Annotated in this window: 23 protein-coding genes and 2 pseudogenes; 16 read left to right on the top strand and 9 right to left on the bottom strand. The window is 69.0% G+C overall.

The genetic code is table 11. The features are described from left to right. Window positions 1-86 precede the first annotated feature (86 nt). The 4 genes and pseudogenes from A6A27_RS18755 to A6A27_RS18740 all read left to right on the top strand — a co-directional run bounded on the left by A6A27_RS18755 (window position 87) and on the right by A6A27_RS18740 (window position 2,465). On the top strand, window positions 87-1,007 hold the full coding sequence (locus A6A27_RS18755) for an NAD-dependent epimerase/dehydratase family protein (RefSeq protein WP_073835914.1): 921 nt from the start codon (window positions 87-89) through the stop codon (window positions 1,005-1,007). Window positions 1,008-1,127: 120 nt separating this feature from the next. Beyond that, a pseudogene (locus A6A27_RS18750) lies at window positions 1,128-1,679 on the top strand (transposase); the annotation flags it as partial. Window positions 1,680-1,995: 316 nt separating this feature from the next. Beyond that, complete coding sequence (locus A6A27_RS18745) at window positions 1,996-2,166, top strand: MarR family winged helix-turn-helix transcriptional regulator (protein ID WP_198940360.1); 171 nt, start codon at window positions 1,996-1,998, stop codon at window positions 2,164-2,166. Next, window positions 2,163-2,465 carry a hypothetical protein gene (locus tag A6A27_RS18740; RefSeq protein WP_073835913.1) on the top strand — a complete coding sequence of 101 codons (303 nt, stop codon included), beginning with the start codon at window positions 2,163-2,165 and terminating at the stop codon, window positions 2,463-2,465. The genes A6A27_RS18745 and A6A27_RS18740 overlap by 4 nt, the downstream gene beginning before the upstream one ends. 45 nt (window positions 2,466-2,510) lie before the next feature. Here the strand turns inward: A6A27_RS18740 and A6A27_RS18735 are convergent, their stop codons facing one another. After that, window positions 2,511-2,873: a hypothetical protein gene (locus A6A27_RS18735; protein WP_241825335.1), complete on the bottom strand. Its 363-nt coding sequence runs from the start codon at window positions 2,871-2,873 to the stop codon at window positions 2,511-2,513. On the opposite strand from A6A27_RS18735, the gene A6A27_RS18730 reads away from it, so the two are divergent. The 3 genes from A6A27_RS18730 to A6A27_RS18720 all read left to right on the top strand — a co-directional run bounded on the left by A6A27_RS18730 (window position 2,874) and on the right by A6A27_RS18720 (window position 7,291). Further along, entirely contained in the window at window positions 2,874-3,080 is a 207-nt protein-coding gene (locus A6A27_RS18730; RefSeq protein WP_241825334.1) for an HAD-IA family hydrolase, read from the top strand. Window positions 3,081-3,490: 410 nt separating this feature from the next. Then, complete coding sequence (locus A6A27_RS18725; RefSeq protein ID WP_073835911.1) at window positions 3,491-4,381, top strand: AraC family transcriptional regulator; 891 nt, start codon at window positions 3,491-3,493, stop codon at window positions 4,379-4,381. A 153-nt stretch (window positions 4,382-4,534) separates the two neighbouring features. Further along, window positions 4,535-7,291 carry an ATP-binding protein gene (locus tag A6A27_RS18720; RefSeq protein WP_198940358.1) on the top strand — a complete coding sequence of 919 codons (2,757 nt, stop codon included), beginning with the start codon at window positions 4,535-4,537 and terminating at the stop codon, window positions 7,289-7,291. On the opposite strand, the gene A6A27_RS18715 is transcribed toward A6A27_RS18720, so the two are convergent. After that, window positions 7,254-7,793, bottom strand: coding sequence for a ferritin-like domain-containing protein (locus A6A27_RS18715; protein ID WP_073835909.1), 540 nt, complete (start codon window positions 7,791-7,793; stop codon window positions 7,254-7,256). The genes A6A27_RS18720 and A6A27_RS18715 overlap by 38 nt on opposite strands. Before the next feature lie 315 nt (window positions 7,794-8,108). On the opposite strand from A6A27_RS18715, the gene A6A27_RS18710 reads away from it, so the two are divergent. From A6A27_RS18710 to A6A27_RS18695, 4 genes are all read left to right on the top strand, one after another. Then, window positions 8,109-8,414: a putative quinol monooxygenase gene (locus A6A27_RS18710; RefSeq protein ID WP_073835908.1), complete on the top strand. Its 306-nt coding sequence runs from the start codon at window positions 8,109-8,111 to the stop codon at window positions 8,412-8,414. A gap of 14 nt (window positions 8,415-8,428) precedes the next feature. Beyond that, on the top strand, window positions 8,429-9,412 hold the full coding sequence (locus A6A27_RS18705; RefSeq protein WP_073835907.1) for an alpha/beta hydrolase: 984 nt from the start codon (window positions 8,429-8,431) through the stop codon (window positions 9,410-9,412). Next, entirely contained in the window at window positions 9,409-10,092 is a 684-nt protein-coding gene (locus A6A27_RS18700; protein ID WP_073835906.1) for a class I SAM-dependent methyltransferase, read from the top strand. The genes A6A27_RS18705 and A6A27_RS18700 overlap by 4 nt, the downstream gene beginning before the upstream one ends. A gap of 141 nt (window positions 10,093-10,233) precedes the next feature. Further along, window positions 10,234-11,499 carry a low temperature requirement protein A gene (locus A6A27_RS18695; protein ID WP_073835905.1) on the top strand — a complete coding sequence of 422 codons (1,266 nt, stop codon included), beginning with the start codon at window positions 10,234-10,236 and terminating at the stop codon, window positions 11,497-11,499. A 138-nt stretch (window positions 11,500-11,637) separates the two neighbouring features. Here A6A27_RS18695 and A6A27_RS18690 read toward each other — a convergent pair whose 3' ends face one another. Next, on the bottom strand, window positions 11,638-12,204 hold the full coding sequence (locus tag A6A27_RS18690; RefSeq protein WP_073835904.1) for a nucleotidyltransferase family protein: 567 nt from the start codon (window positions 12,202-12,204) through the stop codon (window positions 11,638-11,640). 814 nt (window positions 12,205-13,018) lie between these two features. On the opposite strand from A6A27_RS18690, the gene A6A27_RS18685 reads away from it, so the two are divergent. The 5 genes and pseudogenes from A6A27_RS18685 to A6A27_RS18670 all read left to right on the top strand — a co-directional run bounded on the left by A6A27_RS18685 (window position 13,019) and on the right by A6A27_RS18670 (window position 17,655). Continuing rightward, on the top strand, window positions 13,019-13,558 hold the full coding sequence (locus tag A6A27_RS18685) for a (2Fe-2S)-binding protein (protein WP_073835903.1): 540 nt from the start codon (window positions 13,019-13,021) through the stop codon (window positions 13,556-13,558). After that, window positions 13,555-14,559 (top strand): FAD binding domain-containing protein, encoded by a 1,005-nt coding sequence (locus A6A27_RS18680; protein ID WP_073835902.1) that lies wholly within the window; start codon window positions 13,555-13,557, stop codon window positions 14,557-14,559. The genes A6A27_RS18685 and A6A27_RS18680 overlap by 4 nt, the downstream gene beginning before the upstream one ends. Continuing rightward, window positions 14,556-16,682, top strand: a complete 2,127-nt coding sequence (locus A6A27_RS18675; protein ID WP_073835901.1) for a xanthine dehydrogenase family protein molybdopterin-binding subunit — start codon at window positions 14,556-14,558, stop codon at window positions 16,680-16,682. The genes A6A27_RS18680 and A6A27_RS18675 overlap by 4 nt, the downstream gene beginning before the upstream one ends. Continuing rightward, window positions 16,672-16,884, top strand: a pseudogene (locus tag A6A27_RS47535) (XdhC family protein); the annotation flags it as partial. The gene A6A27_RS18675 and the pseudogene A6A27_RS47535, both read left to right, overlap by 11 nt. An 18-nt stretch (window positions 16,885-16,902) precedes the next feature. Continuing rightward, entirely contained in the window at window positions 16,903-17,655 is a 753-nt protein-coding gene (locus tag A6A27_RS18670; protein ID WP_241825333.1) for an XdhC family protein, read from the top strand. A 110-nt stretch (window positions 17,656-17,765) separates the two neighbouring features. Here the strand turns inward: A6A27_RS18670 and A6A27_RS18665 are convergent, their stop codons facing one another. The 6 genes from A6A27_RS18665 to A6A27_RS18640 form a co-directional block, all read right to left on the bottom strand. Beyond that, on the bottom strand, window positions 17,766-18,026 hold the full coding sequence (locus tag A6A27_RS18665) for a hypothetical protein (RefSeq protein WP_073835899.1): 261 nt from the start codon (window positions 18,024-18,026) through the stop codon (window positions 17,766-17,768). A 96-nt stretch (window positions 18,027-18,122) separates the two neighbouring features. After that, window positions 18,123-19,217, bottom strand: a complete 1,095-nt coding sequence (locus A6A27_RS18660) for an LLM class flavin-dependent oxidoreductase (protein ID WP_073835898.1) — start codon at window positions 19,215-19,217, stop codon at window positions 18,123-18,125. Between the two features lie 96 nt (window positions 19,218-19,313). Continuing rightward, entirely contained in the window at window positions 19,314-20,552 is a 1,239-nt protein-coding gene (locus A6A27_RS18655; protein WP_073835897.1) for a vanadium-dependent haloperoxidase, read from the bottom strand. Window positions 20,553-20,724: 172 nt separating this feature from the next. Continuing rightward, window positions 20,725-21,240 carry an NADPH-dependent FMN reductase gene (locus A6A27_RS18650; RefSeq protein WP_158074008.1) on the bottom strand — a complete coding sequence of 172 codons (516 nt, stop codon included), beginning with the start codon at window positions 21,238-21,240 and terminating at the stop codon, window positions 20,725-20,727. Window positions 21,241-21,263: 23 nt separating this feature from the next. Then, window positions 21,264-22,328, bottom strand: coding sequence for an aldo/keto reductase (locus tag A6A27_RS18645; protein ID WP_073835895.1), 1,065 nt, complete (start codon window positions 22,326-22,328; stop codon window positions 21,264-21,266). A gap of 19 nt (window positions 22,329-22,347) precedes the next feature. Then, window positions 22,348-23,679 (bottom strand): LLM class flavin-dependent oxidoreductase, encoded by a 1,332-nt coding sequence (locus A6A27_RS18640; protein WP_241825332.1) that lies wholly within the window; start codon window positions 23,677-23,679, stop codon window positions 22,348-22,350.

Below are 23,679 nucleotides of genomic sequence, written 5' to 3'. Positions count from 1 at the left end.
CGACATGCTTTTATCAGACGGCGACCTGGGGTGGTCGCACGCCTCGAGTCCGGTGGTCGAGTCGGGCTCGCAGACGAAGGAGGAAAGTGCCGGTGCATCTGATCGTGGGAGCCGGCGCGGTTGGCGCCGCCACCGCGCTGCTGCTCGCCGAGCGGGGCGAGCAGGTCCGTGTGGTGAGCCGACGCGGTGGGGGTCCCGTGCACGAAGGGGTCGAGCGCTTGGCCGCCGATGCCGCCGACGCGGATCAGCTGAGTAGACTTGCTGATGGCGTGACTGTTGTCTACAACTGTGCCAACCCGGCATACCATCGCTGGCTGACTGATTGGCCGCCGTTGGCGTCGGCAGTGCTGACAGCCGCCGAGCGAAGCGGCGCCGTCCTCGCCACAGCCGGCAACCTCTACGGGTATGGCCCCGTCGCAGGGCCGATGACTGAGTCCACGCCTTTGGCGGCGACTAACCCGAAGCTGCGACTCAGGGCCGACATGTGGCGGGCTGCCCTGGCGGCGCACGAGGCGGGCCGGCTCCGGGCCACCGAGGTCAGGGCCAGCGATTACATCGAGGCGAACTCGATCCTTACGATCTCCTTGGGCAAGCCGCTGTTGGCGGGCACGAGGGCGTATGTACCGGCGCCACTGGACGTGCCGCACAGTTGGACGTCGATTACCGACGTGGCAAGAACGCTGGTCACCGTCGCCACCGATTCGCGGGCCTGGGGTAGGCCGTGGCATGTGCCGACGAACCCGGCCGTGACCGTCCGCGAGCTTGCCTCGCGGTTCAGCGAGGTCGCGGACGCCCCGGCGCCGAAGCTGACATCCGTGCCATACCCGGCACTGTGGGCAATCGGCATTGTCTCCCCGCTCGTGCGCGAACTCCGAGCCACGCGCTACCAGTTCGACCGGCCTTTTGTGATTGACTCAAGTCTCGCCACCAAGACCTTCGGGATCGAACCGACACCGATGGAGGAGGCACTGGGGGCGACAGTCACGTCATTGCGCGGACCGGCGTAACGGGACTGGCGCCATCTGGCGGGCGGATGACGTCATGAGCGCTCTGGGAGCGAAGGTTGAACTGCTCTACAGCTCCCACCGGAGCCGCCATGGCACACAAACTGCCTCGCAGCATCTTTGCGCGGGTCCGTCGATGACCGCATCGTGTTCGACAAGCTGGTCCAGGTGCTGCGGTTCGGCTGTTCCGACGAGGTGACCGCTGATGCCACCTGTTCGGCCACCACGATCCGCGGTCGCCGTGACGAGTAGGTTCGCCTCGGGGGTGTTCGCCCAGCTCAAGCAGATCGCGGTGGGCACCTACGACCGGCTCGTCGGCTTGGTCTTGGACGACATCGCCGTGGACGGCTGCATCACCAAGGCTCCCGGTGGCGGGGACTGCGCCGGGCGGCCCCCGGTCGACCGGGGCAAGCGGGGGATGAATCGCTCCACGATGGTCGATGGCTACGGCATTCCCTCGGCCCGGTCCTGGCCGGCGCGAACCGACATGACTCACCCCTGCTGGCACCTACCCTCGACCACCTCGACGACCTCGGCCCACTACCGGACGCCATCACGGTGCATCTCGACGCCGGGTACGACTCCGCCGCCACCCACACGCTGCCGACCGAACGCGGCCTGACCGGCGAGATCGCCCAAAAAGGCGACAAGGCACCCATCCAGGCAGGCCAACGGGTTCCAGCTGTAGCCGTAGCCGTAGTCGGTGCTGCACCAGAGATTGCCGCCCGCCCACACGCCGACTGTGCGGTAGTGAGGCTCCCTGGCCATTGCGCCGTCGACCTCGTCGGCAAGGCCGTTGTTGGGCATGACCACCCATTCGCTGCTCGCCGGGGAGTGCCAGATCGTCCGGTTGGGCGCGATGCCGAAGTACTCGATGCGGCCTTGGCCAAACCAGTTGATCTCCATGATCCTGGTCTTGCACCTGAACGTTCCCTTGTGCCCCCACCGATGGAGTGGTCGCGCAGCCGGCTGTCCCACCACGCGGCCCCGCATGCAGGGCCGGGGACTCATCGACAAGGAGCCCGATCCGCAGGACGCGCGGGGCTGCATCCTGCACCTGACCGACGACGGCTTCAGGATGCTGGAGGAAGCCGACCCGCACCATGTCGTCTCCGTAGGCGCCTGCTCGGTATGGCTTGCCCGGACGGTTCCGGCCGGGTGACCGGACGCGGGCTGCTGCGCGCGCTGGGCTGGGGCCCGGGCCACCGCATCAGCATCGATCCGCGCGCCGGGATGTTGGTCGTCGCCTCGGCGCTGGCCGGGCCGTATGTGGTGGGCAGTCGGGGGGAGTTGCCGCTGCCGACCAGCGCACGGCAGATGTGCGCCATCGTGCCGGGGCAGCCGCTGCTGCTCGCCGCCCTGGTCGCTCATGACCTGCTGGTGATCCATCCGGCCGGGACCGTGGCGCGGCTGCTGGCCGACCTGCACGCCCAGGTGATCGGAGGCCGTGGCGACAGCTGATCGCCCGCGTTGCCGCTGCCCGGCAACTGCTGGCCCACCTCGGCGTCACCCTCGCCGATCTGCAGGCCGATCCCGGCGGTCTGCCCAGCTCCGCGGCGCCTGATAGAGCTCGTCCGGGAAGACGCTCACGGCGGTCGGCACGGACACGCCCTTCGCGGACAAGAAGGACAACTTGTTCTCCGCGTAGAGACGAGCCGCGGAAACGCCTGGGTTCGTCAGCCAGTAGAGCGTGATGTTGTCGAGGATGTCGTCTCGCGTGAGGCCGCCGGGTTGGCCGGCGAAGGCCCGGCAGATCAGCTCCAGGCTGGCTGCGTCATGGTCCAGCATGAAGCTCGCCAATGCGATGGGAGAGTCCGCGAGTCCGGTCACCGTGAGCGGATGCTGGCCGCCGTCGACGTTTTCACGCACGTGCTCCGCTCCCACGAACTCGGCATCGCCAAACCCGACCCGCGCGTCTTCGAGCACGCCGCCCAGGTGCTCGAGACCCGGGGCGAGATCCTGCTCATCGACGACTCCCCGCAGAACTGCCGGGCCGCCGAAGCTCACGGGTGGACGTCCATCGAACATCACGACAACGCGTCGACGATCGGGGAGCTGCGGCAGCGGTTCGATTGACGCCCGGCCTCCACCGACATCACGCAACCCGGGCGACCCGCGAGGCCACTGGCCATCTACGGGCCAACCTACAACGGCAGGGTCTGACGCCCGTTGCCGAGGTCGCGGCACTGCTTCTGCACGTGCCAGGGCGAGCGCCACGACGATCGGCACAACCGGCACCCGCCGCCACCGTACCCGCGTCTCGAGCAGGGCGGCCCGCACCGTGTGTCTCCATCTGCTGTTCGGCGCTGGCATGGCATCGTTCGCAGCCGATGGGACGGCGTGGGGGTTGGGATCATATGGATGCCCGGCGCCGGCCGATGGCGCCGCTGACCAGGGCATCGTTGCTCATCCTCGCTCTGCTCAACGCATCCGATCCATGATCAACTGGCTTTTCTTTCACTCCGGGCCAGTGGGACAATCGGCTCATGTCCCTTGACGAGGTACGCGACCTGATCGCCCGGCACGTTAGGCCCGATCTTCGTGCGGCCATAGATGGGGTACTGATCTTCAAAGCCGACAAGCCGTTTCCCCCCAAGCCAACAACATATGGGAAAGTCTTCGCATTCGTCGCCCAAGGGGCGAAGCGTTTCGGGCTCGGCGACCAGATCTACGAATACCGGGCAGGTCAGTACCTCGTCGTCTCGGTGGATCTGCCGGTCACGGCGCACTTCAGCGCCGCGAGCCCGGACAAGCCAGGGCTGGGCGTGGGGTTGACGCTCGATCCCATTGCTATCGCTGACCTGCTACTGCAAGCGCCAGCCGACCTCCTGCGCGACAGCGACGAGGGCGCGCCGTCCGGGCTAGCCATCAGCACGGCCTCCGCCGACATGCTCGACGCGGTGTTACGGCTGTTGCGGCTGCTCGACACCCCACGCGACATTCCCGTGCTGGCGCCGATGATCAAGCGCGAGATTCTCTGGCGGCTGATTACCAGCGAACAGGGCCCGATAATCCGGCAGCTCGGGCAACCTGACGGCACTTTGAGCCACATCACTCGCGCTGTCCGCTGGATGCGCGATAACTACCGCGAGCCGTTCCGGGTAGAGATGGCGGCACAGCAGGCGGGAATGAGCGTCTCGGCTTTCCACCGCAACTTTCAGGCGCTCACCTCGCTGAGCCCGATCCAATATCAGAAGCAGATCCGGCTTCATCAGGCACGGCTCCTGCTCGCCTGCGACGCCACGGACATCGCGGGAATCAGCCGCCTTGTGGGCTACGACAGCCCGTCGCAGTTCAGCCGCGAGTATCGGCGCCAGTTCGGTGCGCCGCCGAGACTCGACGCGATCCGCCTGCGACAGCCCGTGCCAGCTCACTGATCAACCGCCCCGAACCCTGCTGGGGCGGTTCATCGCGGCACCGCCTGCCACCGTGCGGGAACCCGGGAGGATTAGGCAAGAATGCGAGAGGAATGTCGCTTCCACTCGCATGCTTGATCGTGTTGTCTGAGGAGCAGGCAACGTGAGGTGCATGTGGGTGATATCGGGCTTTACGGTCGAGATGCTGAACTAGAGCAGCTTTCGACATTTCTGGGCCAGGCGGGGCGCGGAGGCGCCGCACGGCTGCTGACAGGTGAGCCCGGTGTGGGCAAGTCCTCGCTCATGGCCGCTGCGGCCGAACGTGCCCTCGCAGAGGGCATGCAGGTGCTGCAGGCCTCGGGCTCCGAGTTCGAGGCCGATGTCAGCTACTCGGCCCTCAACCAGTTGCTGCTTTCCGTTCAGGGTGACATTTCACGGCTTCCCACCGGCCCCCGGGAAGCGCTGGAGGTGGCACTGGGATTCGGGGCCGGTACGGCACCGGACGCCCTGTTGGTCTGCAACGCCACCCTTCTGCTCGTGCAAAGCCTTGCCGCCGAGGCGCCGGTGGTGCTTCTGGTCGACGACGTTCATTGGATCGATCGGGCCAGCGCTGTCGTTCTCGGCTTCGTGGCTCGTCGTCTGGCAGGCTGCCGAGCCGGTCTGCTGATGTCGACGCGAACAGGTGCGGCCAGTCACCTCGACCGGCGCGGGCTGGCCGATGTCGTGGTGGCCCCGTTGGACCAGGCCGCCGCAGAGCAATTGGTGGACGGCACCTTTCCCCAATTGCCGTCGCGTATCCGTCGGCGGCTGCTGGATCTCGCCCAAGGCAATCCGCTGGCATTGATGGAGTTGCCGTCCACGTTGTCAGGTGCCGTCCAGCGAGTGGCGGCTCAGCCCGAGGTTGTTCCGCTCAACGACCAGCTGCAGGCGTTGTTCGCCGCGCGCATCGCGGAACTACCGGAGCCGACCCGCCGGCTGCTGCTGCTGGCCGCATATGAGGGCACTGGTGACGTGCAGGTGCTACATGCCGCATGCGCCGACCGGGGCGGGTTGGCCGACCTGGCTCCCGCTGAGCGGACGCAGCTAGTGCATGTGGACGACGCGACCGCCCAGATCGCATTCCGGCATCCGCTCATCCGATCAGCGATCGTGGCAATGTCAACGCACGAGGAGCGGCGTACCGCGCACGTCGCCCTGGCCAAGGTGTTGGTCGACGACGAGGAGCGCCGGGCGTGGCATCTGGCCGCAGCCGCGGTGGCTCCAGATGAGGCCGTCGCGCAACTGCTCGAAACCGCCGCACACCGTGTCATGCTGCGCGGCGACGCGGTCGCAGCGATCATATCCCTGGTACGCGCCGCTGAACTGAGCGTGACCAGCGCCGACCGGGGCCGGCGGCTTGCCGAGGCCGCCTACATCGGCGCGGAGGCGGGCGGAACGACCGCGGACGCACGCACACTGCTGGCCGATGCCCGCCGGGCGGTGCCGGACTCGACTGGGTCCCTGCACGCGGCCAACGCCGCCGCGTTCCTGATGCTCGACGGCGAGGGTGATGTGCACACTGCGCATCGCCTGCTCGTCGGCGCCATCGAGACCGGCGATCACGGGTACCGCGCCGACGATCCGGCGTTGATCGAGGCAATGCACACCCTGCTGCTGGTGAGCTGGTACGGCAGCGCACCACAGTACTGGGAGCCGTTCTTCCGCGCCCTGCGGCGGCTACGGCCAAAACCGCCCCAGCTCCTCGACCTGGCCAGCAAGACCTTTCCCGACCCCGTACGCACCGGCATGTCCGCCCTCACCGACGCGGAAACGATTCTGAGCGCCCTCGCCGAGGAGACCGACCCCACACGCGTCATGCGGATCGGCACCGCCTCCGTGTATCTGGACCGGCTCGGTGACGTCCGCGAAGGGTCGTGGCGGCTTGTGCATCAAGGACGCGACGGAGCGGCGGCTCGCAGGCACATCGGTGCGCTGATGCACCTGTGCCTGGACGACTTCCTCATCGGCCGATGGAATGAAGCGCAAGAGCTAGCATGGGAGGGCCAGCGGATCTGCGACACCGGCGGCTTCCCATTCTTTTCGTGGTATTTCTGGTACAACAGGGCGATCGTGGCCGCCGGCCGAGGCCAGGCCGACGAGGCGTACAAGCTGGCCGATGAAATCACCAACTGGGCGCATCCTCGGGGGGTATCGGCTGCAGTCCTGTTCGCCCACCATCCGCGTACCCTCGCCGCCGCCGCAGCCGGGGACTTCGACGCCGCATATGTCCACGCCGCCGCCATGAGCCCGCCGGGGACCTTCGCCCCGTTTGTGCCCCACTGCACATGGGTTGCATTCGACCTGATCGAGGCGGCTGTGCGGACCGGGCGGACGGTGGAAGCGCGGGCACACGTCGAAGCGATGCGCACGGCCGGACTATCGCGGCTGTCCAGCCGGATGGCGCTGATCCAAGCGGGTGCCGAGGCCCTGGTCTCCGACGACCCCGAGCCCGCGGAGAGGCTTGAACAGTTACTCGGCGACACCGCTGTCGACCGGTGGCTGTTCGACGCGTCCCGCGTACGGCTGGCGTATGGCGAGAAGCTCCGGCGAACCGGACACGTCACGCAGGCCCGCCTCCACCTGCTCGCCGCGCATGACGGGTTCGCCGCGATGGCAGCCGGGCCGTGGCTTGACCGCGCACACGGCGAGCTGCGCGCCGCGAAGTACCCGCTGGCCGACGCTCGCGCCACCGGCACGGCCGCATTGACGGCGCAGGAGGCGCAGATCGCTCAGCTGGCCGCAAGCGGCCTGACCAACAAGGAGATCGCCCACCGTCTGTTCCTCTCGCACCGCACCGTCGGCGCGCACCTGTATCGGATCTTTCCCAAGCTCGGTGTGACGACCCGGGCCGGTCTCAGGGATGCCCTCTCGTCACCTCCTGATCCCCAGTGATCTGCTCAGCCGGACGGTCCGGAGCAGACTCGGCTGCGAGCACGCAAGCCTGCGCCTCCTTCGCTCCGAGCAGCCGTTCCAGCAGGCGGCGGGTGGTCGGGTCCGCGTCGCCCACCCAGCGCACAGCCTCCTGCAGAGTCTGGACGAGGATTCGAGCCGCCACGAGATTCTGCGCCACGATCCCGGTGAGGTCGCCGGCGGCAAAGCTCTGAAAGCTGATCCGCGACCGTCCGGCAAGGTGCCGTGGATCGTGGTCGGCGGCGAACCCGAGGTCGCGGATGCGGGCTGCCAGCGCACGGGCCTCGGCTCGGTCGTCGTCGGCGCAGGTGAACAGATAGTCGGCGACCGGCTGCGCCGACAGGCCCCGCACCAACAGGGCGTGGTGTTCGTACTGCAGCGACGACACGATCACGCTCGACAGCAAGACGTTGAGCAGACGCGCCAACGCGCTCAGGTCGGCCCGGTTCGATGGCGTGATCGGCCCGTCGTCCGGGTCCCACACCGCACGGTCACGTACCTCGCGTCTGCGCAACCCCGGTTGTCCTGACATACACCCATGGTCGGTCAGCCGCCCGCCGGGGCACATCTGTCAATTGACCTAACGATCGCCGCTGAGGCGCGGTCCGGCGGCGGCGTCACCGGTCCCCGTGCGGGCTTTGCCCAGAAGGGCTGCGCGTGCCATTACGTCATCGACGGCTAGGTAACCGGCCACAGCTAGGCGATGACCTTGAGGTCGTATGACAGATGTGCCGCCCCTGTCGCTGCGACGAGATTGTTCTCGTCCTGAACGAGCACGACCCATCAAGGGGCACACACCATGAACATCGGACACGGCTTCCACGCCACGATGACCGCCAAGCCCGGCAAGGGAGACGAGGTCATCGACCTCCTGCTCCACGCGCCGTCGCTGGCCAACGACGACTGCGTCGTGTTCCTGGTCGGCAGGTCCGCGGCCGTCCCGGACACGATCTTCGTCACGGAGGGCTGGACCAGCCCCGAGGCACACAGCGGCTTCTTCACCAGTGAGCCCGCGCAAACCCTGGTCGCCCGGCTCCAGGCACTGCTGGCCGCCGAGTCGGCCTACACCGACGAGATCCCCGTCGGTGGCAAGGCCGCCTTCTGAGAGGACGAACTATCATGATCACCACCACATCGCGTCCCGGCGTCGATCCCGAACTGGCGGCGCTGCTCGCCGAGATGCCGCTGACATCCATCCTGAACGCCGACGCCCTCGCGCAGGTACGCCCATACTCCTCGGCTCCGGTCGAGCCACTGCTGGACAGCCGTCCCATCGACCGCGGCGAATTCGTCACCCGCGCTGACGACGGCACGGAGATCGCGCTGTCGGTCTTCCGCCCGACCGGTGACCGCACCGCGCTCGCGCCATGCATCTACTGGATTCACGGCGGCGGCATGATCATGGGTGACCGGTTCGCCAACATCGACATCCCGCTGGAATGGCTCGACCGGTTCGGTGCCGTGATCGTCACCGTCGAGTACCGACTGGCTCCCGAGGCTCACGGTCCGACGCTGGTCGAGGACTGCTACCGAGGCCTGTTGTGGACGGCCGAGCACGCCGACATGCTCGGCGTCGATCCGAGCCGCATCATCGTCGCCGGCGCCAGTGCCGGCGGCGGTCTGGCGGCCGGGGTGACGCTGCTGGCCCGCGACCGGGAAACCGTCCCGATCGCCGCGCAGATCTTGATCTGCCCGATGCTCGACCATCGCAACAGCACGACCTCCAGCCGCCAGTTCACCGGCGTACCCGGTGTCTGGACCGGGCAGACAAACGAGTTCGCGTGGCGGTCGGTCCTCGCCGACCTGCCCGCCAGCGTTTCCGCGTACATCTCGCCGGCGCTCGCCGAGGATCTGTCCAACCTGCCAACCACCTACATCGACGCCGGAACCGCTGAGGTCTTCCGCGACGAAGATGTCGACTACGCCAGCCGGATCTGGGCTGCCGGCGGCCAGGCCGAGCTGCACGTTTGGGCGGGTGGCGTCCACGGGTTCGACGCGCTGTTCCCACAGACGCGCATCGGTGCGATTGCTCGGCGGGTCCGCACGGAATGGTTGATCCGCACATTGGACGGCATGTCCGCCGAACGCGGGGGCAGGCGATGACCGTCGACTACCGCGGCCAGTTCCTACGTGAGTTCATCCGCGATCCGCTCACGGTCGCGTCGGTCGCGCCGAGCAGCCAGGCACTCGCCGACGCGGTCGTCGCACCGGTTCCGCTCACCGGCGACCCCGTCGTGGTGGAGCTTGGCCCGGGCACCGGAGCGTTCACGCAGGCCATCCAGCGGCGGTTGGCCGGCCGAGGCCACCACCTGGCCATCGAGATCAACGAACGGTTCGCGGACCTGCTCGCTGCGCGCTTCCCGGGCGTCGACCTCGCCATCGCCGACGCCCGCAACCTGCGCGAGATACTGACGGTACGCGAGTTCGACCACGCCGACGTCATCGTCAGCGGGCTCCCGTGGGCGGCCTTCACGCCAGGGCGACAGGACGACCTGCTCACGGCGGTCACCGCAGTCCTCGCCCCGCACGGCGCCTTCACCACCTTCGCGTACACCCACACGCGCTGGATGCCGCCAGCCCGGCGGCTCCGACGCAGCCTCGGCGAACGGTTCGAGGAAGTGGTACGCGGCCAGACGGTGTGGGCCAACATGCCACCCGCGTTCGTCTACGTCTGCCGCAGGCCGCACATACCAGCGCGCCGAGGGACGGCCGGGATGGCTCCGCACCTGTCTTGGCGCCGACCCACACGGACATCGCAGATTACGCGACCACCGAACCGGTGACCGCTGACCGCAGGCCGGGGCCGCGCGTCAACCTCGCGCGGCCCCGTCGCTCTCGCACTACCAAACGATGGGGACACCATGCGTACCCATGCTTTTACTTCTGATGACGCTAAGACCCGCCGCAGCGGAAGAAATGTCGTCATGAGCGCCGAAGGCGACCGGGTCACGACGTTGGAACTGTTCTTCGACCTCGCATACGTCTTCGCATTCATCCAGGTGAGCATGCTCATGATCGAGCATCACGACGCCACCGGCATCCTGCAAGGGCTGGCCGTCCTCGGGCTGCTGTGGTGGTCCTGGACGGCGTACAGCTGGCTGGCCAATCAGGCCCGCGCGGACGAAGGCCTGGTCCGCATCGCGATGATCGTCGCAACGATGGCCGTCTTCGCCGTCGGACTGGCCGTGCCAGAGGCCTACCACGACCGCGACGGAGGGCTGTTCGGGCCGATGGTGTTCGTGTGCGCCTACCTGGTCGCCCGGTGTACCCATGGCGCGGTGTACTTTCTGGCAGCCGTCGGCGACGAACGGGCGCGGCGTGAAGTCGTGCTGACGGTGCTGGCATCCATGCTGCCCTCCGGCATCCTGCTTACGGCCGGCGCTCTGCTCGGCTCGCCGGGGCAGGTGTGGTGTGTGTCCGCCGCAGCCGCCACCGAACCGGCCGTCGCCTATGCCACGACCCGGGGCCTGCAGGGACGCATCAACTCGGCCGCGCACTTCGCCGAGCGCCACGGGCTCGTCGTCATGCTCGCTCTGGGCGAATCAATCACCGCACTCGGGTTCGGTGCCACCATCGGACCGATCAGCCTGCCGATCCTCGCTGGGGCGATCCTTGCGGTCCTGATCGCGGTCGCCATGTGGTGGGCGTATTTCGCCCGCCTCGCCCGCACTGCCGGGCTTGCGCTCACCCGCCAACGGGGCCGGCGACGCGCGACGACCGCCCGCGACGGATACACCTACCTGCACTTTCCGATCATCGCCGGTATCGTCCTCGCCGCTGTCGGAGTTGAGTCCGCCATGGTCCACATCGGGCAGGAGGACGCTTCCGGCCTGCTGGGCGCTGGAACGCTCGCCGGTGGTGTGGCCGGCTACCTCGTCAGCACCGCCCTGTTCGCCGGCAGAGTCATCGGCGGCTGGCGCTGGTCAAGATTGTGTGTGCCCCTGATCCTGCTGGCGGCCGTGCCCCTGTTGGCGACGCTCTCGCCGCTGGCGGTCCTCAGCATGGTCGCCGGGATGATGGTGGCGCTGCTGCTGACTGAGTCGCTCCTAACCAGCGATGGCCTGCGGCTGACCTGGCCAACCCTGCAGGCAGATGAGTGCCCACGCCAGCGCCACCGCACCGGGACCGGCGACATTGACGAGGAACCGTCGGTGGGCGCCGGTGACGTCCACCGACGGCGCCAGACGTGAGCTCGGTTCACCCTCGTCGAGATATCCGTCGTGGCGTCAATCCGAACGGCCCTACCGGTGCCTCACCTGGCCGGGGCGCGGCATGTGCAGATATGACCATCCCCTGGCATGGGGAGTGGGCAAGCCCCGGGGGGCCAGTCACCGTTCGTCGACGTCGTATCCGGCGGCCACGTCGCCGCATTCGATCGCGGTCACGTGGGCGGCGTGCCGGCGTAGGTATGCGCGCGCGCCCTGGTCGCCACGCACGGTCGCGACGATCTCAGCCCAATGGTCACGGCCCAGTACCACTGGATGGCCCGGCTCACCGTCGTAGCAGGCGCGAGTCAGGCAGCCCGCGTGTGCCTGCGCCAGCAGTCGGGCCACCGCCGTCGCAGAAACCCCGGGCATGTCCACAAGATGCACGCATACGGCCGAGACTCTCTGTATGCGGGCGGCTGTGGTCATTCCGAGCCGTAACGATGAGGCCATACCCTCGGCCCAGCCCGGATTCTCGACCACCTGAACACCTTCTAGATCCACGGCAGCCCGGGTCTGGCGGGCTCCGGCACCGAGGACCGCGATGATCGGGTCGCAGCCCCCGTCCCGAAGCGCGCGGAGCGCCTGCCCGAGAAACACCGGTGCCTTGGGGCCGCCGTAGCGGCGCCCTGCGCCGGCGGCTAGGACCAGGCCGGCGACGCGGTCTGCCGCAGCGTCGAGAGAACTCATCTCGACCCGCCGCTTGATCTACGCCCAAGCCGGGCGCGCGGGGACGCGAGATCAGGGCGCCGTTGCGGCGGCGGGCCACTTCGCGCCGTTGGGCAGCAGGGCCGCGACGAGAAGACCTGTGACATCGCGAGGGCCTGGGGGTAAGGCGGGATCACCACCGCAGTCTGCACGATTCTGCCCACCTGTTCTGTCGCCCGAAATGATGCGCTGGCCGCGAAATCAGGAAAACCTCGGCCAACGGCGAGACCCGCCGGCTGGACGTCGACCGCCGCCTCGTTGCTCGACGCGTTGCGCGCCGGCCCGCTTCCCCAACCCCTTCACCGGCATGCATAGTCGCCGCCGGTCCACCTGACCGTTTCTCGTTTGCACCATCAGCGTCAGCCGGCCGAGACGTGGCGAGCCTCAGCTGCGGACGGCTTCGGAGCTCCCGATGGCCGGTCACGGCGCCGCGCTGTGCCATACGACGCCGCGGAGATCGCGAACACGTCAACGCTGGCCGCCCACCACGGGCCGCGAGCGCCCGGCCGACGCCGAGTCGCACCGCAACGCCGGCCTGCTGTGGCGGGCACGGTGAGCCAATGGCGGCACGGGCGCCGAAGAAACCGCGCAGGATCAGGCAGAAGTTCAAGACTTCTGTGCAAGAGGGATTCGATGAACTGACGTAGCGTCTATGACGTCTGTCAAATGGCCCCCGGCCGCGCAGCCCCGTCTTCGCTGCGCACCCGAGCGGGTCAGATATTGGGATATTCAGATCCGGCGGTTAGCCATTCGGTCCCATCCTGTGGGCTTCGAGCAAGGTGGTGAGAGGATCGCGATGACCGATGACACGCGTAGTGAGATCACACTACGAGTCAACGACGAGACTTACCGATTGGCGGTGGACAACCGCAGAACACTCCTTGATGCGCTGCGGGACGACCTGAACTTCACCGGTGCGAAGAAGGGCTGTGATCATGGCCAGTGCGGCGCGTGTACCGTCCTGGTCAACGGACAGCGAGTGGTCTCCTGCCTCACCCTCGCTGTCGCCGCCGACGGCGCTGCTGTCACGACCATCGAAGGCCTGGCCGGCGACGGTGAGCTGCGCCCGATCCAGGAGGCCTTTATCCGCCTCGACGGATTTCAGTGCGGATTCTGCACGCCAGGACAAATCTGCTCCGCGGTCGGGATGCTCGCCGAGCATGCGGCAGGCTGGCCCAGCGCAGTCACCCGCAACGGCTCACCGCATCGGGCAGGGGAACTGACCGAAGAGGAAATACGCGAGCGGATGAGCGGTAACCTGTGCCGCTGCAGCGCATACCCGTCGATCGTGCGTGCGATCCTCGAGGCCTCCGCCCGCGAGGCGGTGGCCGGATGAGAGCTTTCGCCTATCAGCGGACGACACAGATCCGCGATGCCTTGAACCTCATAGCCCAGCACGACGGGGCGCGGTTCCTCGCGGGCGGCACCAATCTCGTCGACCTCATGAAAGCCGGAGTCGAGTCACCCGCCCGCCTGGTGGACATTCGAAGCCTCGCGTTGGGCGAGATCGGCGAAACGCCAGACGGCGGCCTGGTGCTCGGGGCGACGGCCACCAACAGCGCCGTCGCCGCCGACGCGCAGGTGCGGCTCCGGTACCCGGCATTGAGCCAGGCGATCCTGGCAGGGGCCTCGGGCCAGCTGCGCAACATGGCAACCGTCGGGGGAAACCTCCTGCAACGCACCCGCTGCGCCTACTTCGCCGATCCATCGGAGGCATGCAACAGGCGGGTTCCCGGCAGCGGATGCTCCGCAATCAACGGGGCCCACCACAACCACGCGATCCTCGACTGGACGGAGCATTGCGTGGCTACTCACCCCTCGGACATGGCGGTGCCGCTGAGCGCCTTCGACGCCGTGGTGCGATACGAGACCCTCGACGGCACGGGAGAGATCCCGCTGTCGGAGTTCTATCTCCCTGTCGGTAACCGCCCGGACCGGGAGACCGCCCTGCCCGACGGAGCCCTGATCACGGCAGTCGTGATACCGGCGGCCGCGGTCGCCAGCAAGTCGCGCTACCGCAAGGTCCGGGAGCGCGCGTCGTACGCGTTCGCCACCGTTTCTGTGGCAGCAGCACTCGACGTCCAGCAGGGCCTGGTGCAGGACGTGCGGCTCGCACTCGGCGGCGTGGCGTCACGGCCGTGGCGGGCGCGACTGGCCGAGTCCGCGCTGCGCGGCGGTCCGGCCACAGCCGAGCGAATCAGCGCAGCCGCCGACGTGGAGATCGCTGCCGCCGAGCCGCTGCGCGACAACGCATACAAAGTGACGCTCGCCCGCAACCTGATCGAAGCGGTTCTGACCGAACTCGCCGCAGACGCCGGAGAGGAGAGCAACGGATGAATCCCGACGAGATCGTCGCTGCCGTAGGCGAATCACGACCTCGGATCGAAGGCCGCCTCAAAGTCAGCGGCTCCGCCCACTATGTCGCGGACCTGCCCATGCCCAACCTTGCTCACGGCTGGATGGTCACGGCCGCGGTGTCACGCGGCCGAATCCGGGACATCGACGCCACGGACGCTCTCGCCCAGCCGGGAGTTCTGGGAGTGCTGGACCACCGCAATACGCGACGCCTCAACCCCGACATCGCCCACCACTTCGGCCCCGACCGCAGCCTCCCGCTGCTGCAGGACGAGGTGATTGAATACGCTGGCCGTCCCATCGCGCTCGTGGTGGCGGAGACACCCGAGCAAGCACGTGCCGCAGCGGCGGCGTTGCGGGTGACCTACGACGCGAAGCCCCACGACATCGAGTTCTCCATGAATCATCCCGCCACACGTCCCGCGTCCACGCTGTTCGGCCCGGAGGCCGACACCGGTGACCTGGAAGCCGAGCTCGCGGGATCCGCGATGGTGGTGGACGAGCTGTACCACACACCGGAAGAGAGCCACAGCGCCATGGAGCCGCATGTCGCGACTGCGTGGTGGGAGGACGGCCATCTCTACGCTTTCGATTCCAACCAAGGGCCCTTCGGCATCTCCCAGGTGATGGCTTCGTTGTTCCTCATCGACCCGGAACGTGTGCACATCCGCGCCGAGCACGTCGGCGGCGGCTTCGGCGCCAAAACCATCTGTGGGGCACAGATCATCCTGGCAGCGTTGGCCGCCGAGCATCTCCAGCGGCCGGTACGGGTCGCGCTCACCCGTAGACAGGTCTTCCTGGCAACCGGGTCGCGGCCGCCGACTGAACAGCGCGTCCGAATCGGCGCCGATGCCGACGGGCGGCTCCGAGCTATCCACCACCACGCCGCGTTCGCACAGTCGCCGCTGGCTGAGTACATCGAGTGGTGCACCGAGCAGGCCCGAACCCTCTACGCGGCACCGGCGATCCGCACGGAACTCAGTGCGGTACCCCTCAACCTTCTGCCTCCGTGCTCCATGCGCGGCCCCGGCGCGTCACCCGGTTCGTTCGCTTTCGAGTCGGCCATCGACGAGGTAGCCGAACGGCTGCAGATCGATCCCCTGCAGCTGCGGCTGCTCAACCAGCCCGTCGTCAGCCCGGTGTCCGGCCGCCCATTCAGCACCCGCCGCCTGGTCCAATGCCTTCAGGAAGGCGCGCGCCGGTTCGGCTGGGCCCAGCGCGACCCCCGCCCCCGGGTCCGCAGGGAGGGCAACCTCCTCGTCGGCACCGGCGTGGCCGCCGTCGCGTTCATCGCCGGCGTCTTTCCCTCCTCTGCAGCGATCACCGCGGAGACGGACGGGACATTCTCCGTCAGGGTCGGCGCCACCGACATCGGCACCGGAGCACGCACCGCGCTGATCGCCGTGGCCGCGGACGCCCTCGCTGTGGGCACCGAACGGGTCCGCATGCACATCGGCGACAGCGACCTCGGCCTGGCCGCGGGAGCCGGCGGATCCCGAGGCACGACATCGTGCGCGTTTGCCATCACCGAGACCGCGAAGGCGCTGCGCGAGAAGCTGGGCGATTCCGCTAGGCCAGTCACCGCGTCAGTCGACACCACACCGCTGATCAATTGGCAGCCGGCCGAAGAGCGATACACCTACAGTGCCGTGTTCGCCGAGGTCACCGTCGATCCGGCAACCGGAGAAGTGCGTGTTCGCCGGTTGCTCGGCATGTTCGCCGTAGGCCGTGTGATCAACCCGCTGCTGGCCCGCAGCCAGCTGATCGGCGGCATGATCGGAGGCCTGTCGATGGCGCTGCACGAGGAGTCCGTTCGCGATCCGCTCACGGGCCGCCTCGTCACTGCCGACTTCGCCGGCTACCACATCTCCGCCCACGCTGACGTACCCACCATCGAGGCCGACTTCGTGGCTGACTACGAGCCTCAGGATCCATCCGGATTCAACGGTCTCGGCGAGATCGGCAATGCCGGCACCGCTGCGGCAATCGCCAACGCCGTGTGGCACGCCACCGGCACCCGCCACCGAACACTGCCGATCAGCCTCAGCCGGGTCATCGAGCGCGCAGCGGCCCAGGACCGCCCGGAAGCCGTCAGTGTTGCGTGAAGTGTGGCCGTTCGTGGACTCCAAGCGGCGGGCGGGCAAGTCGGTCGTACTGGCCCGCCTAGTGGACCGTAACGGTCCCGGATCAAGGCCGCTGGGTTCAACGATGGCGGTCGCCGCGGACGGCACCTGGCGAGGCTCCGTGTCCGGTGGTTGCGTAGAATCGATAGTCGTCGAAGCAGCACGGTCCGTGTTGCACGGTGCGGCACCACACATACTGGCGGTGTCACCGGGCGAGCAGCTACTGCCCTGGGAAGAGCGGCCCGCCTGCACCGCGACGCTGGAGGTGCTCATCGCAGCCGCGCCACCCGCCCCGGTTCACGAGGCGATCACAGAAGCTCTGGCGGACGATCGGCCGGTGACCGTACGCGTCGGGCTGCGACCACCGTATCGCTGGTCCGTTACCCCGATAGCCGAGGACGTCGTCGCTGACGATGAGTATCTCGACCAGCTGCCGTCGCGTCGGCAACTGCTCCTCGTCGGGGCCACCGACCTTGCCGCCGTGATGGCAGAGATGGCGCACCTGTTGGACTGGGCGGTGGTCGTGGTGGACCCTCGGCCTGACCATGTCGCAGCGGGTGCGATGCCGCCAACAGCTCGGGTAGAACGTGCATGGCCGGACATCTGGCTGGCCGAGCACCCGCTCGGACCTCAAGACGCTGTCGTGACACTCAGCCACGATCCGCGGATAGACGACCGGGCCATTCGCGCGGCACTGGCGGGAGATGCGGGACATGTGGCTGCCCTGGGCAGCCGAGCCACTCATGCCCAACGGATGCGACGGCTGGCAAGCCAGCCAGGCCTTGACCGACTTGTCGGGCCCGCGGGACTCGACCTCGGTGGTGCATCGCTCGCCGAAACGGCACTGTCTATCCTCGCCGAGACCGTCGCGGCAAAAAACGGCCGCAGCGGCCGTCGGCTCCGAGACGGTACGCTGCCGATCCGAGCCGCAGAGACCGCGACGGCTCATGGTTGACACCCGTCGAGCTGGCACACCGATTGCCCGGTCATCCAACGGCTGTCGTCCGAGGCGAGGAACCCCACCGTGTCGGCCGCAGGGCGCTACCGTTGGCGGCGCATCCACGCTCAGGAGACCTTCGCGAGCAGGCCGGTGACGGTCTCGGCTTCCGGGTGCTGCATCTCAGTCAGCAGCGCGAGCGCGTTACGCCAGACGTCCTGGGCAGCCTGTCGGTCTCCCGTGTCGGCGTGCACCCCGCCGAGCCGTACCAGCGTCTGCGCCTGCTGGTAGCGATCTCCCACCTGCTCGCGCAGCTCGGCCGCGCGTCGGTACGCGGCCACCGCCAGGTCCGGTTGCGCGAGTGCGCTCCGGACGGCATCGGGGGACATCCTTTTGCTAGTTGAGTACGCGACTCGGATTTGACGATTCACAGCCTTTTTGACTGCGCGAAGCCAGCGGCGATGTTCCCTAGCAACCGGGTGGGTTTAGTCGGGAATACTAGGCGGTGTGATTGGTCCGTGCAACAGCGGCAGGAGCTGGTCGCCCTGGCGCTTGATCTCCGGGAGGTAGGGCGTGTCGGAGAGTACGAAGTGGGTGATGCCAAGCTCCTGGTACCTGCGCAGCGACCTCGCCACGTCCGCGGCGGAGCCGACCAGCCAGGTGGTGCCCGCTCCGCCGCCGCCGAACCTGCCGGGAGTGGTGTAGAGGTTGTCGTCAAGCACCTCTCCGCGTGCGGCGAGGTCGAGCAGCCGCCGCTGACCGACGGCGGCCTGCCAGTTCTGGTCCCGCGCGGTGCCGCCCTTGCCCTGCGCCATTTCCGCCACCTTGGCTTCGGCGTCGGCCCAGGCCTGGTCGGTGGTGTCCCGCACCAGGGTGGTGACACGCAGCCCGAACTCCAGCGGGGCGTGCTCGCGTCCCAGCTTCTCGCTGAGCTGCTTGAGTCGCTCGATCCGCTCGGCCACGCCGTCGAGCGGTTCGCCCCAGAAGAGCTGGACGTCGGCCTCGGTGGCGGCCACCTCCTCGGCGGCGGGGGAGGCGCCGCCGAAGTAGAGCCGGGGGTGCCTGCGTTCGCCGCGGACGACCGGTCGGAGCGCCACCGTGGAGCCGGTGACGTTGAAGTGCTCGCCCTGGTAGGTGACGTTCTCCTCGGTCCACAGCTTGCGCACGATCTGGAGGAATTCCCTAGTGCGGGCGTAGCGGTGGGCCTGGTCGCCTTCGCCGTCGCCGTATGCCGCCAGGTTGTCCTTGCCCGACACGATGTTGATCAGCACTCGTCCCCCGCTGAGATGGTCGAGGGTCGCCGCGGCGGAGGCGAAGTTGGCGGGCCGCCAGTAGCCGGGCCGGATCGCGATCAGAGGCTGGAACGTTGTCGTCTGGGCGGCCAGTGCGGTGGCGACCGTGAAGGTGTCGGGCCGTCCCCAGCCGGTCCCGATGAGCGCACCGCCCCACCCGTGCTCCTCGAGAGCCCTGGCGTGGCTGGTGAGGGTCTGCAAGCTGTTGTGGTTCTCGACGACGACGTCGTCGCCGCGGTGGCCGGGCTGGACCTGGTTCGGGATGTACCAGAGGAACTCGAGGCTCATCAGTGGCGGCCTTCCTGTTCGGTTGGTGAGGTGGAGGGAACGGGCGTTGCCCGCGGGGCGGAACGGTGACTTGTGCCGCCCCGCGGGTAAGCCTGTTCAGGCGAACAGCCGTGCCGCGTTGCGGACGGCGTAGGCGGCGACGTCACGGCCGAGCCGGACGCCGACCTCGTCCGCCGTGCGGGTGTGGATGCCGGACCACACGCGGGCGTCGACGTTCTCCTCGGTGGGGCGTCGCCAGTCGGTGTAGGTACGGGTGGCGCCGGGCTGGCTGGGGCTGGTGATGGTGTACGACGCCCGGGCTCGCGCCCCGGCCAGGGCGGTGAGCACCTGTTCGGCGGCGCCGGCGTAGGTGTTGTGTCCGCTGGGGTAGTCCGGGTGTGCGGGGGTCTCGTGCAGCGGCGTCCACCCGGGGTCACCATCGGCGCCGGCCCGGATGGCGGTGACCGGTCGCCAGCGCAGGTAGGCGTACTTGGCGTCGGAGGTCGTGATCTGGGTGTCGACGAGTGCGACGTGGAAGATGGCCACGAGGCTCGTCCGCCAGGCGGTCGGCCGGGTGGACTGGGCGAGCGCGGCGCGCAGGATCCCGGTGTAGAGGGTCAGCGAGGAGCCGAGCCAGAACGTCGCCGTGGCGGTCTGCTGCGGTGTGCGTACCGTGCTGTCGGCCGCGCCGTACGCACGGACCTCGGCGAGGTCGGCACGGTAGCGCTCCGACTCCAGCGCGGGCGGTGGCCCGGGTCGGTACCGGTCCGCGCGGTCGAGCAGGAACGGGGTGGCGAACCGGGTACCGGCCTGCTGGGCGGCGGTGAAGCTCGGTGGGGTGGGCTGCCAGACGCCGGGTCCCGGCTCGGGAGTGGGGTAGGGCGGGTTGACGGCGGCGGGATCGAGTCCGTCGCCGGCACGCTGGGCGAGCAACGAACGCGCTTCACGCTGGCCGGCGGCCACCCCGCGGTCCTTGGCGCGCCCGTCGGGGATCCGGTCGAGCGTGGTCCGTAGTGCCGCGTCGAGCGTGGGCGCGCTGTCCGGTATCAGGGTGCTTAGCGCGGTGTGTACGGCAGACGCGAGCGCGGCGTCCTGGTAGTCGCGTACCGCCCCGGTGGGTGCGGTGCGGACGGCGCGGGCGGCGGCCAGCCAGCTGATCGCCCACGCGCGGCTGTTCGTGACCTGCGGCCGGGTGCCGGTCGCGATGGCGGCCGCGGTGGCGTCATACCAATCGAGAGCAGTGTCGACCGGGGAGGTGGCGGCGGCTGCCGGTGCGGTGGCGGTGATGCCGGCCACCAGCGCGGCGGCGATCCCGGCCGCGCCACGCCGCCAGCCACGAACTGTCAGCAAGGTCATGATGCGGTCGCTCCTTTGCGGGGAGGGGTAAAGGGGTGAAGACAGGACTGAGCGGGTGCCCGCGCGGGTGGAGATGAGGGTCTGGGGCGTCGAGCGTCAACAGCCGCCGGAGCACACCCGCTGGTGGCCCACGAAACGCCGCCGGGTCAGGCGCCGGCTTCGATGCACGGCATCACACCGCCGTGACCGGGTGGTGAGCCACCGCGCCGGCGTGCTGGTCGGCCCACTGCGCGGCGATCTCGCGCCCGTCCGCCAGCCTTGACTCCAGCACGGCCAGCGGCGGCGCCGGGACCCGTGCGCTCAGTTCGACCAGCACGTCGCGCAGGGCCGACGCCGCCGCGTCCGCGTGCGCCGGTGAGGCGGCCACGGCCACCGGTACGGCGGTGATGCCGGCCAGTTGCCGGTGCCCGAACTGGTCCAGGAAGGCCTTCAGCAACCCGGTGTAGCTGCCCTTGTACGCCGGTGTGGCGACGATAAGCAGCCGCGCCGACCGCACCGCCGCGAGCGGGTCAGGGCCGGCTGTCGCCCCGTACGCCGGCTCGGGCCCGAAGGAAACCCCGACGATCTCGGACAGCTCCAACACGTGGACGCCGCTGGGTGGCTCCCCCAGCCGCTCCAGCAGCGCCGCGGTCACGGCTTCGGCGAGCCCGCGGGTACGTGACCCGGCGCGCGGGTTTCCGACCAGCACGACCACATCCGCGGCTTGGCTGGTCACTGGGCCCCGCCGGTGGGGTGTGGCGATGTCCCGCCGCGACGGCGGTACGCCGGATCGGCCAGCGACAGCGGCTGGTAGCCGGCGTCGGCGGGATTCAGCGTGGTGCCGGACGGGACGATGGCGTCGATGCGGTCCAGCACGTCGCGGGACAGCGTCACCTTGGCGGCACCGAGCTGCGACTCCAGGTGTGCCAGGGTGCGTGGTCCGATGATCGCCGAGGTGACGGCCGGGTGTTCCAGGACGAACGCGATCGCCAGGTGGATCAGCGACAGCCCGGCCTCGTCGGCGAGGGCGGCCAGCTGGTCGACGGCGGCCAGCTTGGCGGCGTTGGCCGGCAGGGTCGGGTCGAATCGCGCCGGGAACCGGCCCGCCCGGCGGGAGATCGGGGCGTCGAGCCCCGCGTGGTAGCGACCGGACAGCCAACCGCCGGCCAGTGGGCTCCACGGGATCACCGCCAACCCGTACCGCTGGGCCACGGGCAGCACCTCGCGTTCGACCCCACGGGCCAGGATCGAGTACGGCGGCTGCTCGCTGACCACCCGCTCCCGCCCGCGCCGCTGCGCGATCCACTGACCCTCCACGATCGCCGACGGCTCGAATGTGGAGGTGCCGATGTAGCGGATCTTGCCCTGGCGCACCAGGTCGCTGAGCGCGCCCAGGGTCTCGTCGAAGTCGGTGTCCGGCTCCGGCCGGTGCGCCTGGTACAGGTCGATCCAGTCGGTGCGCAGCCGGCGCAGGCTGTTCTCCACCGCCCGGACGATCCAGCGGCGGGAGTTGCCCCGGTGCTGCGGGTTGTCGCCGACCTGGCCGTGGAACTTGGTGGCGAGGAAGACGTCGTCCCGCCGCCCGCCGGCGAGGGCCTTGCCCACGATCTCCTCCGACTCGCCGTCGGAGTAGACGTCAGCGGTGTCGATCGAGTTGATGCCTTCGTCGAGCGCCCGGTGGATGATCCGAATGCTGTCCCCGTGGTCCGGGTTGCCGCGTTGCCCGAAGTTCATCGCGCCCAGCGTCAGCGAGCTGATCCGTACGCCGGTGCGCCCGAAGGGCCGGTAGTCGACCATGAGCTCTCCTTTCCAGGGATCAGCGGGCGGTGGCCGTGAGCTGCCGCGTGAACTGGTTGGCCGGGCGGGGCAGCCCGTAGTGGTCGCGCAGGGTCGCCCCGGTGTACTCGGTGCGGAACAGCCCGCGGCGCTGCAGGATCGGCACGACATGGTCGACGAAGGCCTCCAGCCCGGACGGCAGCACCGGCGGCATGATGTTGAACCCGTCCGCCGCGCCGCTGCCGTACCACTCCTCGATGGCGTCGGCGACCTGCTCCGGCGTGCCGGCGAAGGTGCGGTGCCCGCGCCCGCCACCGAGCCGGCCGATCAACTGGCGTACGGTCAGCCGTTCCCGCCGGGCCAGGCTGACGATCAACGTGTACCGGCTCTTGGCGCCCTCGATCTCGTCCTCGCTGGGCAGGTCGGCGGGGAGCTCCTTGTCCAGGTCGAGGACCTCCGGCGCGACCCGCAGCGTGGCGGCGAGCTGCTGCCGGGCGTACTCGGGCTTGATCAACCGATCCAGCTCGTCCTCCAGCGCGCGGGCCTCCGCCTCGGTGGCGCCGATCGCCGGCACGATGCCCGGCAGGATCTTGATGGTGTCCGGATCGCGGCCGGCCTGCGCGGCGCGTCCCTTGAGGTCCCGGTAGAACGCCTGCGCCCCGGCGAGTGTCTGCTGGGCGGTGAAGACGGCCTCGGCGTACCGGGCGGCCAACTCCTTGCCGTCCTCGGACGACCCGGCCTGCACCAGCAGCGGGTAGCCCTGCGGCGAGCGGGGAACGTTCAGCGGGCCGGCCACCCGGAAGTACCGCCCGACATGCTCCGGCGGGTAGAGCAGGTCGTCGTCGCCCCACCGCCCGGCGTCCTTGTCACCGAGCGGCGCGGCGTCGTCCCAGCTGTCCCAGAGCTTCAGCGACACCTCGACAAACTCGGCGGCCCGCTCGTACCGGTCCCGGTGGGCGGGCAGCTCGTCCAGGTTGAAGTTGCGGGCCGCATTCTCGCCGGCCGTGGTGACGATGTTCCAGCCGGCCCGGCCGCCGCTGATGTGGTCCAGCGACGCGAACCGGCGGGCCAGGTTGAACGGCTCGTTGTACGTCGTCGAGGCGGTCGCGATCAGGCCGATGTGGCTGGTCGCGCCGGCCAGGGCGGTGAGCAGCACGGTCGGTTCCAGCGTGCCGCCCGGCCGCCGCCCGATGCTGTTCCACAACACCGGGCTGTCGGCGAGGAAGAGCGAGTCGAGCTTGCCGCGCTCGGCGATGCGCGCCAGACGCGTGAAGTGCTCGACGTCGGTCTGCGCGAACGGGTCGCTCTCCGGCAGCCGCCAGGCCGCCTCGTGGTGGCCGACACCCATCAGGAACGCGTTGAGGTGCAGCAT

Source organism: Micromonospora sp. CB01531 (genome assembly GCF_001905095.1).
Taxonomy (GTDB): domain Bacteria; phylum Actinomycetota; class Actinomycetes; order Mycobacteriales; family Micromonosporaceae; genus Micromonospora.
The sequence above is the reverse complement of the archived record's forward strand: the minus strand, read 5'-3'. Positions and strand labels throughout refer to the sequence as shown.

What these genes read in the sequence shown, in the direction of transcription:
- A6A27_RS18745 (WP_198940360.1), top strand. Translation starts at nt 1,996, where the DNA reads ATGCAGGGCCGGGGACTCATCGACAAGGAGCCCGATCCGCAGGACGCG.
- A6A27_RS18725 (WP_073835911.1), top strand. Translation starts at nt 3,491, where the DNA reads ATGTCCCTTGACGAGGTACGCGACCTGATCGCCCGGCACGTTAGGCCC.
- A6A27_RS18710 (WP_073835908.1), top strand. Translation starts at nt 8,109, where the DNA reads ATGAACATCGGACACGGCTTCCACGCCACGATGACCGCCAAGCCCGGC.
- A6A27_RS18705 (WP_073835907.1), top strand. Translation starts at nt 8,429, where the DNA reads ATGATCACCACCACATCGCGTCCCGGCGTCGATCCCGAACTGGCGGCG.
- A6A27_RS18700 (WP_073835906.1), top strand. Translation starts at nt 9,409, where the DNA reads ATGACCGTCGACTACCGCGGCCAGTTCCTACGTGAGTTCATCCGCGAT.
- A6A27_RS18695 (WP_073835905.1), top strand. Translation starts at nt 10,234, where the DNA reads ATGAGCGCCGAAGGCGACCGGGTCACGACGTTGGAACTGTTCTTCGAC.
- A6A27_RS18690 (WP_073835904.1), bottom strand. Translation starts at nt 12,204, where the DNA reads ATGAGTTCTCTCGACGCTGCGGCAGACCGCGTCGCCGGCCTGGTCCTA.
- A6A27_RS18685 (WP_073835903.1), top strand. Translation starts at nt 13,019, where the DNA reads ATGACCGATGACACGCGTAGTGAGATCACACTACGAGTCAACGACGAG.
- A6A27_RS18680 (WP_073835902.1), top strand. Translation starts at nt 13,555, where the DNA reads ATGAGAGCTTTCGCCTATCAGCGGACGACACAGATCCGCGATGCCTTG.
- A6A27_RS18675 (WP_073835901.1), top strand. Translation starts at nt 14,556, where the DNA reads ATGAATCCCGACGAGATCGTCGCTGCCGTAGGCGAATCACGACCTCGG.
- A6A27_RS18665 (WP_073835899.1), bottom strand. Translation starts at nt 18,026, where the DNA reads ATGTCCCCCGATGCCGTCCGGAGCGCACTCGCGCAACCGGACCTGGCG.
- A6A27_RS18660 (WP_073835898.1), bottom strand. Translation starts at nt 19,217, where the DNA reads ATGAGCCTCGAGTTCCTCTGGTACATCCCGAACCAGGTCCAGCCCGGC.
- A6A27_RS18655 (WP_073835897.1), bottom strand. Translation starts at nt 20,552, where the DNA reads ATGACCTTGCTGACAGTTCGTGGCTGGCGGCGTGGCGCGGCCGGGATC.
- A6A27_RS18645 (WP_073835895.1), bottom strand. Translation starts at nt 22,328, where the DNA reads ATGGTCGACTACCGGCCCTTCGGGCGCACCGGCGTACGGATCAGCTCG.
- A6A27_RS18640 (WP_241825332.1), bottom strand. Translation starts at nt 23,679, where the DNA reads ATGCTGCACCTCAACGCGTTCCTGATGGGTGTCGGCCACCACGAGGCG.